This is a genomic window from Arthrobacter sp. MSA 4-2, from assembly GCF_016405885.1.
Taxonomy (GTDB): Bacteria; Actinomycetota; Actinomycetes; order Actinomycetales; family Micrococcaceae; genus Arthrobacter_D.
In genome coordinates this window covers 22,976-32,409 of the sequence record NZ_JAEKGC010000019.1, presented here as the reverse complement: position 1 = coordinate 32,409, position 9,434 = coordinate 22,976, and the positions used below count along the sequence as shown (strand labels likewise).

The window sequence follows — 9,434 nt, the reverse complement described above, 5'->3', positions numbered from 1 at the left end:
GCAGGCAATCGCCATCATCGTGTGGACCGCCGCCGTCGCCGCGGCCGCGACCGGAGTACTGAGCCTGCTCGGCTGGTAAGGCGTCCGACCGCCGGAGTCCGATATCCACGTTAGGGAGTGAGCCTGTGAAAGTCTTCATCATTGGAATCAGCGGTGCCGTGGGTGGGCTCCTTGCGACACGTCTAATTGAGAGGGGCAGCCAGGTGTTCGGGCTGGTGCGTACCGAGGACCAGCAACGCCGGTTGGAGGCAGGCGGCGTCTCCACACATATCGGCGACCTGGCTGCCATGGACGCGGCTGCGTTGGCACCCCTCCTGCACGGGATGGATGTGCTGGTGTTCGCCGCGGGTTCGAATGGCGGCACGAAGGAGCATACGGACGCAATCGACAGCGTCGCGGTCGACAACAGCCTCGCCGCGGCGGACCGTGCCGGCGTTCGACGATTCGCCCTCGTTTCGGTGTTTCCAGAAGCCTGGCGTGAGCGGGACCTCAGCGACGACGAGGAATACTACTTCGCGGTCAAGAAGCTCGTGGATGTCAGGGTCAGCCAAAGCGGCCTTGACTGGCTGATCCTCCGGCCATCCCTCCTGCAGGACCGCCCGGGCCAGGGGACGGTCTTCCTTGGCCCCGCGGCCATGCATGAGGATATTTCACGCGAGGACGTGGCGGAGGTTCTGACCGAACTCCTCCTTCAGCCGGAGGTGACCCGGCGGATTCTCGAAGTCACCAGCGGCCGGACGCCGATCACCGATGCAGTCCGATCGATCATCCCGAACCTGTCAACGTCAGGGGAACTCCTTCCTTGAGCGTGTGGTGGGAGGATTGAGTTCAATCGATCGGAGGCCGGATGACGAGTCCGCGCTTGCGCGCATCAACATCTAACTGCCGAAGATGATCTATGACGGAGGGATAAGGATGGTTTGGAGCACACGGGAAATCGCAGATCTGGCGGGGACAACCGTGAATACGGTCCGTCACTATCACCAGATTGGTCTTCTTGAGCAGCCGGACCGGATGTCCAATGGCTACAAGCAATACCAGGTCAGACACCTCGTCCGCCTCCTCAAAATCCGGCGCCTGCGCGACCTCGGCGTCCCGCTCGACCAGATCGACGATGTCGCCGTCGATGGCAACTCGTCCTCGGAGGCACTTCGCGCCATCGACAGCGACCTCCGGGTGAGCATCGAACGGCTCCAACGCGCCAGGGCCGAGATCCAGGCAATCCTGAACGGATCGTCGGTGACGGACGTTCCCCCTGGATTCGAGGACGTTGCAGCTCGAATGTCGGAGACGGACCGCTCCCTGATGCTGATTTACTCCCAGCTCTACAACAACGAGGCGATGAGTGACCTGCGGGACATGGAGGAGGCGGAAACGGATGGGCTGAGCGCGGAACTCGATGCGCTGCCACCCGACGCGGACGAAAGTGTGCGCAAGGAACTCGCCGAACGCTACGCGCCCATGTTGGCCAAGACGCTCAAGGACTATCCCTGGCTGAGTGATCCGAAAGGTCATGTGACCAAAAGCGTTGAACTGACCCAAGCCACCATGACCGAGGCAGTCCAGGCACTCTACAATCCAGCGCAGCGGGACGTCATCGTCCGGGCCAGCATCATCGCCGACGGCCTTCTGCGCAGCGCAAAACCCCCTGCAGAAGGCCAAGAGCCCACGCCCTGAGGCCGAAAACGCTGATCCTCGAACGACGGGAACCATGCTGCACACCCGTATGACTGAATCAGAGCTGCAGGCTGACGTGGCGGGCCCGGTTCGTGGAGCATCGGCATGCATCTCTTGGCATGGGTGCCGTGCGGAGTGCTTGGAGTTGCACCTGCCGTAGCGTTATGTGGTTCGGTGGACGCACGTATCGCCTCACTGAGGAAGGCTCCGGCTCCTGCTGGTGCCGAAACCGACCACGACGTTGCGGGCACCATGGATCGGCTGGAGAGAACCCTCGTCGCCCGGGAAGCAGAACTGCAGCGGCAGCGGACCGCTGTGCAGCGCATGCGCACCCGAGGCAGCAGGATGGGTCTGCTCTCCACCATTGTCACCAGCCGACTTGAGAGCCTGCCGGAGGGCTCCCTGCGCCAGGCGGATCTGGACAGCCTGCTGGTCATGGAGCAGATCTTCGGCCCGTTAGGTGCGGCCGTCAACGCCGCCCGTGTCATCGCCTTGGCCACCCACCCGGGTCTGCGGGAGGAATCCGACCGCGTCGATGCCGCCGAGGAGGCACTCGATGACACGATCGCTGTCGATGACCCCCGCGTGGCACAGGTGGCTGCCGAACGGCACGCCTTCGAACTGGCGCTGCACGCTGTGATCGCCCGCGAGTCACCCGCTCCTTAGACAGGGCCTAGTGTCCGATCCGCTGCTCGGAGAGCTGTTCTACGATGAGGCCGAGTATCAGGTAGTCGACGTCGCTGTAGGCGAAGGTAGTCCATGGGGCCCAAGTTAAGGGCCTTTTGGCGATGATATCGATAGTTTCGGACCGATCTGATCGGTCGGATCTTGGGGACGACAGTGGGTGCCGGCTCGCCTGCTACCCGACGGTGACGGTTCCTGTGCGTATGCCCCAGAGGACAATCTGGAGGCGGTCGCGGGAGCCGGTTTTCTCGAGCAGATGGGCGAGATGGTATTTGATGGTGGATTGTTCCACGAAGAGTTGTTTAGCGATTTCGGCGTTTGAGAGGCCCTGCGCGAGGAGTTGCAGGACGTCGATTTCGCGGTCGGTGAGCGGCGAAGGAAGCGGGGTGCGCACTCCGGCTGGTGGTGTTGGTGGGCGGCGCTGCACGAACTCTTGCAGGATTCGCCGTGTCAGCCGCTGGTCGAGGGTGCCGTCGCCCTGGGCGACCGAGCGGATGGCGTTGAGCAGCGTGTCCTCGTCGGCGCCTTTGAGGAGGAAGCCCGCGGCCCCTGCTTCGAGAGCGGCGAAGATGTCGTCGTCGATGTCGAAGGTGGTGAGGATCAGGATCTCGCTGTCCAGGGTGGTGTCGGCGGAGATGATGCGTGTCGCGGCGACGCCGTCCATGACGGGCATGCGGATGTCCATACACACGACGTCGGGGCGAAGCTCCGTGGTCAGCCGGACAGCTTCGCGACCGTTTTCGGCTTCCCCGACGACGGTGATGTCGGCGGCTGAGTCGAGCAGGATCGATAGTCCGGCCCGAACGATGACCTGGTCGTCGGCGATCAGGACACGGATCATTGTGGTGCTCCTTGGACGAGGTTCGGGATTCGTAACCGGTTGCTCCAGCCGCCGGTTTCCGTACGCCCGGTGGTGAGTTCGGCTCCGATGAGCTTCGCCCGCTCGTGCATGCCGACGAGCCCGTATCCATGGGTTGCCCGGTCGTGAACCGGTGTCGGCTGAGCGTAGGTGATATCCCGGTAGTGGAGGCTCGACGTGTTTTCCACGGTCAGGACAGTGGCCTCGGGTAGGTACTCGATCGTCACCATGCACTTAGCCCCTGGAGCGTGGCGTGCGGCATTGACCAGCGATTCCTGCACCACGCGGTAGACGGTCGCCTGGGCGACCGGCCCGAGCTGGGATGCTTCCCCTGTCGATTCGAAAGTGACGCTTTGACCGCGGCGCACGGCGGCATTGATCAGCTCCGGTAGATCACCCAGTCCGGGGGTGCCGATGGACGCCCGGATATCACCGGTGGCACCTTCGGTTTCCGGGTCCGGGCGGAGTAGACCGACAGTCCTGCGCAGATCGACCATCATCGCCCGGGCCTCTCCTTCGAGTTCACGGAGCATGGCCCGTGTGCGCAGCGGATCCTTCTCGATCAGTGTTCCTGCCGCCTGCGCGGTCACGATAATGCCGGAGAGGTGGTGTCCTGAGATGTCGTGCAGCTCCCTGGCGAGGGCGGTCTGCTCGGCCCGCCGGCGCTGAGCCTCATCCCGCACCTGTTCACGGCGGATCATCTCGTCCCGCTCACGCGCAGCAGTGGCAAGGTAAGCGCGGTTGCGGACGAGTTCAGCGACCACAGCCGGTGCCGCAAACTCGAAGAACAGACGCCCGGCGATCAGGGCGAAGACGAGCAGCGGGGGTTGGGTTCCGCCCAGTGCCACCCCAAGGACGACGGCGCTGCTCGTGAGCGCAAGTGCCATCAGGACGTACCACGCCCGGGGCCGTGGTGCCCACCGAATGAGGTAAAAGGCGGAAACCACGACCGCCAGGGTCCCGAGCCCCAGGTCCGCCCCGCCGGTGACGAGGAGAACCGTCTGCAGCATCACGACGATCGCGAACACCGGCGCTGGGGCACGGTAGCGAAAGAGAAGTGCAGCGGCCTGCCCGGCTACGAGAGCCGCCTGCAGCGCCGTCAGAAGCAGTGGCTGAGGCCGCTCCAGGGGATCGATGCTTTCGATGATGAGGTTGGCGACCGCGACCGCGAGGACGACGGCGGGGAGGGCAACGACGCGTTGGAGTGAGCGTGGATGGCCGGACTCCGACGTTGTGCCGGCCGCGCTGTCTCGGGCCCTCCGCCGGGTTCGCATGGATTTCACGGGATAAGTCAACCACGAACCTTCCGGCATACCCGGACGCCCCGTCAAGGCCGGGGAAGGACCCGACAACCGGACGGCGGCGGACTGTCCTTTTGGCTAGTGAAGGACTGTCCTTTGGGCTAGTGAGGGACTGTCCCTGGGGCTGGGGTGCGGAGGGCGCGCAGCTGGCATCTTGGAAGTATGAACAAGATGACCCACCACGCCCGTGTCCAAGGGCATGAACGCGGACACACCATCGTGCTCTGGGCTGTGCTCATTGCAGCACTGGCCGCCAGCATTCTGACCACCAACCTGGTTGCCATGCCGGCGATCTCGGGCCCCGCCGCAGCCATCGCCCTTGTCTGCGCGGCACTCCTTATCCGGGGGCACCGGCGCCGGAAGCGCGCAGCATCAGGAACAACCCTTTACACCGCATCGGAGCACTGACATGAAGTACACCCCCAAATTCGCGGTCATCACCACCGCGCTGGCCGCGTCGCTCGCGTTCACCGCCTGCGCCTCCCCGGCCGCACCCAAGGACGCCCCCAAGGAAGCACCGAAGGTACTGACCAGCATCGCGGAGCGACTCGTTGAGGAAGGCTACCCGGGCGCGATTATTACCCGCACTCTCCCGGACGGCACCGCTGAAACCGCCACCGCCGGCACCGCGGATCTTGCCACCGACGCACCGGTTCCCGCTGACGGTGAAGTGCGGATTGGAAGCGCCAGTAAGCCATTCTCCGCGGTGGTGGCCCTGCAGCTGGTGGAAGAAGGACTCCTGGAGCTGGACCGAAGCGTCGAAACCTACCTTCCCGGGCTCATCAAGGGAGAGGGAATCGACGCCAAGGCCATCACCGTCCGGCAGCTGCTCCAGCACACCAGCGGCCTGCCCGAGTACACCACCGAACTCATCGTCAATGAAGCGTCCGCCGACCGCGACATCTACCGCTCGCCCCGGGACGTGCTCGACCTGGCGCTCGGACAGCCCGCGATCTTCCCCGCAGGGGAACGCCATCAATACACCAACACCAACTACATCGTTCTGGGCCTGATCATCGAACGCGTCACCCAACGGCCCCTGGGCGAGCAGATCCACGATCGGATCGTCACACCCCTGGACCTGAAACACACCTACCTGCCCGAACCGGGTGAGACCGGGCTGCGCGGTGAGCATCCCCGTGGCTACCACAAGGACGCCAAGGGGGAACTGCGCGACGTCACCGAGTACGATTCTTCCACGGCCTGGGCATCCGGAGCGATGGTATCCACCCCGGCTGAGCTCAATACGTTCATGAAAGCCGTCCTCGACGGCGAACTCCTGGAACCGGCCGAACTCGACCAGATGCTCACCGGCATGCCCACCGGCGACAAGGTATTTTCCCCCGGATCCACGTACGGGCTGGGGATCGAAAGCAGCGAACTAAGCGCCGGCACAGCTTGGGGCCACGGCGGCTCCATTCCCGGCTACCAGACGACCAACGCAGTCGCAGAGGACGGCACCGCCGTCACCATCACCCTCACAGCACTGCCAGTCGCCATCTACGACGGCCCCCTCGACGGCCCCACGGAAGAACTCCTCGATTTCGGCCGCTTGCCCATGGAGGCCCTCGACGAAGCCCTCAGCACACCCTGACCCGACCCCCACCACACCAACCACAGCACCCGCAGCCCGTCTCCTGCCAGCAGGCAGCCCGTTGCGACGGGCTATGAGGTGAGTGACCGGACTGCAAGAAAAAAGATGCGTGAGGGTCCGGCCTGATCCGGAAGCAGAGGGCCGTGACCGGCTTCACGACGGAAGTCAACTACGAACGCACCAACATCTGGGCGTGCACCAATCCCTAATGCACATGGACCGAGATGCTCGTGCATCGTTCAGCGTCGGAGTAGACGAATTCACCAGTGCTCCCCCGCATCGCTAATGCCTTGTCCGGAAATATCTTGCACAGAAGAGGTGTTACAGGCGGTGTGAACAAGCAAGAGACTTAACCCCTCCTCGTAGAGCACCTTTGAAAGTCCTTCCGCGGTGTCCGCCGGGTCCCTTGGACGAGCTTTTCGAGGGCCCGCAGGAGGAACTCATCGCTCTCTACAGCTTGACTACCGATGCCCTTGATGAAGCCCTCAGCACACCCTGACCCGATACCCACTGCACCCACTGCACCCGCAGCCCGTTTTCCTTTTCTAACAGAAAGCTCGTTTCATGTCCCCGAGTACGTTTGTAAGTCCGCCGTCGGTTGATACCGCCGTGCGCCTGCTTCAACTTCGTAAGACTTTTCCGAACGGCCCGGAGCAGATCACTGCCCTTCAGGAGTTCTCGCTCGATATTGCCCCGGGTGCGTTCATGGCGATTATGGGCCCGTCGGGGTCGGGCAAGTCGACGTTCCTGAACCTTGCCGCGGGCCTGGATACGCCAACCAGCGGCCAGGTGTTCATCGGCGAGACCGACATCACCGGTCTCTCTTTGGACGCCGTCACCCGTTTCCGCCGGCGCCATGTCGGTTTCGTGTTCCAGTCGTATAACCTCATCGGCCACCTGACCGTTGGGGAGAATATCCAGCTGCCGATGCTGCTCGATGGCCGGCGTCCCGATGAGCAGTGGCAGCAGACCCTGGTCGATTCCGTGGGGCTGACCGGGATGACCGGGCGGCTGCCGAGTGAGTTATCCGGAGGCCAGGCACAGCGGGTGGCCATCGCCCGGGCACTGATCACCCGGCCCACCGTGGTTTTCGCCGATGAGCCCACCGGTGCCCTGGACCGCCGCACGGGAGATCAGGTGCTCGAGGTGCTGCGCGGTGCCGCCAAGCGGTTCACGCAGACCCTGGTGCTGGTCACCCACGACCCGCATGTGGCCGCCACCGCCGATGAAGTGCTGTTCCTGGCCGATGGACAACTCGCCGGCAGGCTGGCAGCGCCGACCTCGGCTCAGATCGCGGCCCGCCTCGTCGAGTTGGGACGATAACCCATGTGGTCTTTCGCCCGCTCAGCGGTCCGCGCCTACCGTGCAAGCCTGGTTGGCAGTTTCCTGATTGTGGTCTCGGCCGCCGCGCTGCTGACCGCGAATGGTGTGCTGATGGAAAGCGGCCTGCGCGGTGATGAGTCTTTGCTGGTGGCCGCGGCCGCCTCCTTCGCCGGCACGGCGGTCCTCGTGGTCGAACTCGTTGTCGCCTCCACCTTCGCCTCGGCCTTGCGGCAGCGCAACGCGCAGTTCGCCCTGCTCCGCGCCGTCGGGGCGACCCCGCGGCAGGTGCGCTCGATGGTCACGGCCGAGGTCGTCATCGTGTTCGCCCTCGCGGCCCCGCTCGGGGCCATCCCTGGACTGTTTGCCGGGCAGCTGCTCATGCCGGCACTGGTCTCCGGGGGCATCGTGCCTGCCGGGTTCGATCTGGTGATCTCCCCGCTTCCGGTGCTCGGCGCGCTGGTCCTGCTGTTCCCGACCGCGCTGCTCGCCGGCGTGCTCGCGACCCGCAAGATCACCAAGGTCAGCCCGACCGAGGCCGTCCGCGGTGGTTCGGCTGAGTCATCGGGGATTTCCCCGGCACGGCGGATCACGGCCATCGTGCTTCTGGCGGCCGGCATCGTCATTGCCGGCACACCGTTCGTCGTCTCGGGCACGGCGGGCAGCGCCGCCGGAGCCACCTCGGCGTTCCTGCTCCTGAGCGCCGCCGCGCTGGCCGGCCCGGTCATCGTCGGCGCCATCGCCCGACGGGCAGCACGCGCCACACGCTCCTCGCGTAACGCCGCAGCGATGCTCGCCCTGGTCAATACCCGCGGCTTCTCGCGCCGGCTCACCGCAGCGATCATCCCGCTTGCCCTGCTCCTGGCGCTGGGCACAGTGCAGACAGGGGCGAACCACACAACGGTCGAAGCCACCGGCGTGCAGCTGCGTGCCGGTCTGGGATCGGATCTCATCATCACCTCCCCCGACGGGGTGACAGCCGAGCAGGCAGCCGCCGTCGCATCCACCCCGGGCATCGACGCGGTGGTCGCCAGCTCGATGGTCCCCGCGGAGGTGAAGCTCGACCTCGAGGACGAATTCGGGGATTTCTCCTGGGAGCAGACCGGCCTGCGCGCGGTGGCCGGCAGCACTTCGGGACTGATGGATGCCAAGGTGACGGCCGGCTCGCTGGATGATCTCACCGGCCCCGACACGATCGCCGTCAGCAGTGACAGCGTCTTCAGCGCCGGCAAAAATGTCGGCGACACCATTGAGCTGCGCTTCGATGAAGACACCGCGGTCTCCCGGACGATCGTGGCCGTCTATGACCGGGGCCTCGGATTCGGCGACTACATCCTCGACGAGTCCTCCCTGCCGGCGCCCAACCGGCCGGCAGCCGCTGACCAGCTGTTCGCGCTGGGCTCGGCGGATCTGAGCTCCCTCGGGCTGCAGACGGTCTCCGTCGATGACTACGTGCAGCAGACCAAGAAGGGTGCGGCAGGCCAGCAGCAATTCGGGGCGATCCTGCTCTTCGTGCTCATCTTCTTCATCGCCACCGCCGCGGCAAACACCCTCGTAATGCTCACCAGCTCCCGTAAACCCGAATTCGCCCTCCTGCAACGTATCGGCACGACCCGCGCCCAGATGAGCGCGATGATCCTGATCGAATCGGTGTTCGTCATGGCAACGGCCCTGGTGATCGGCACCCTTGCGGTGATTCCAGCACTCGGCGGCATGGCCTACAGCATGCTCGGGGTCTTCTCCCTGGGCATCGACTGGCCCGTCTACGCAGCCCTGGCCGGGGCAGTCGTGCTCATCGCCACCATCGGGATGGTCATCCCGGCGGTGCTCGGCACCCGGAGCCGCACCCGAGCGTAACCGCTCCCAAACGAAAGCCCCCGGCCCACCGGCCGGGGGCCTTCTGTTTCATCCCCGAAAAGTCCGTAAATCTGGCCGACCCGCTCCTCAAAGCCCCGCCCGGGGTAAGACCGCCGCTCAACCCCGCAACTGATGCCCGCGA

Annotated in this window: 10 protein-coding genes; 7 read left to right on the top strand and 3 right to left on the bottom strand. The window is 64.9% G+C overall.

Going from position 1 to position 9,434, the window contains the following annotated elements:
* Positions 1-125: 125 nt before the first annotated feature.
* The 3 genes from I6N91_RS16325 (at position 126) to I6N91_RS16315 (ending at position 2,343) form a co-directional block, all read left to right on the top strand.
* Positions 126-806: an NAD(P)H-binding protein gene (locus I6N91_RS16325; RefSeq protein WP_198814301.1), complete on the top strand. Its 681-nt coding sequence runs from the start codon at positions 126-128 to the stop codon at positions 804-806.
* A 109-nt stretch (positions 807-915) separates the two neighbouring features.
* Positions 916-1,677 (top strand): MerR family transcriptional regulator, encoded by a 762-nt coding sequence (locus I6N91_RS16320; protein WP_198814300.1) that lies wholly within the window; start codon positions 916-918, stop codon positions 1,675-1,677.
* A gap of 174 nt (positions 1,678-1,851) precedes the next feature.
* The gene (locus I6N91_RS16315; protein ID WP_233091967.1) at positions 1,852-2,343 is read left to right on the top strand and encodes a hypothetical protein; all 492 of its coding nucleotides are present in this window, start codon (positions 1,852-1,854) and stop codon (positions 2,341-2,343) included.
* 7 nt (positions 2,344-2,350) lie between these two features.
* Here I6N91_RS16315 and I6N91_RS17620 read toward each other — a convergent pair whose 3' ends face one another.
* From I6N91_RS17620 to I6N91_RS16300, 3 genes are read right to left on the bottom strand one after another with little or no spacing between them, the layout of a single operon-like run.
* Positions 2,351-2,518, bottom strand: a complete 168-nt coding sequence (locus I6N91_RS17620; RefSeq protein ID WP_198814303.1) for a serine hydrolase — start codon at positions 2,516-2,518, stop codon at positions 2,351-2,353.
* A gap of 18 nt (positions 2,519-2,536) precedes the next feature.
* A complete protein-coding gene (locus I6N91_RS16305; RefSeq protein ID WP_198814299.1) occupies positions 2,537-3,202 on the bottom strand; it encodes a response regulator transcription factor in 666 nt (221 codons plus the stop codon).
* Positions 3,199-4,494 (bottom strand): sensor histidine kinase, encoded by a 1,296-nt coding sequence (locus I6N91_RS16300; RefSeq protein WP_233091973.1) that lies wholly within the window; start codon positions 4,492-4,494, stop codon positions 3,199-3,201. Before I6N91_RS16300 ends, I6N91_RS16305 begins: the two co-directional genes overlap by 4 nt.
* A gap of 189 nt (positions 4,495-4,683) precedes the next feature.
* On the opposite strand from I6N91_RS16300, the gene I6N91_RS16295 reads away from it, so the two are divergent.
* The 4 genes from I6N91_RS16295 (at position 4,684) to I6N91_RS16280 (ending at position 9,292) form a co-directional block, all read left to right on the top strand.
* The gene (locus I6N91_RS16295; protein ID WP_198814297.1) at positions 4,684-4,929 is read left to right on the top strand and encodes a hypothetical protein; all 246 of its coding nucleotides are present in this window, start codon (positions 4,684-4,686) and stop codon (positions 4,927-4,929) included.
* A 1-nt stretch (position 4,930) separates the two neighbouring features.
* Positions 4,931-6,115 (top strand): serine hydrolase, encoded by a 1,185-nt coding sequence (locus I6N91_RS16290; protein ID WP_198814295.1) that lies wholly within the window; start codon positions 4,931-4,933, stop codon positions 6,113-6,115.
* A 564-nt stretch (positions 6,116-6,679) separates the two neighbouring features.
* Positions 6,680-7,438: an ABC transporter ATP-binding protein gene (locus tag I6N91_RS16285; protein ID WP_198814293.1), complete on the top strand. Its 759-nt coding sequence runs from the start codon at positions 6,680-6,682 to the stop codon at positions 7,436-7,438.
* 3 nt (positions 7,439-7,441) lie between these two features.
* The gene (locus I6N91_RS16280; RefSeq protein ID WP_198814291.1) at positions 7,442-9,292 is read left to right on the top strand and encodes an ABC transporter permease; all 1,851 of its coding nucleotides are present in this window, start codon (positions 7,442-7,444) and stop codon (positions 9,290-9,292) included.
* The last annotated feature ends 142 nt before the right edge of the window (positions 9,293-9,434 follow it).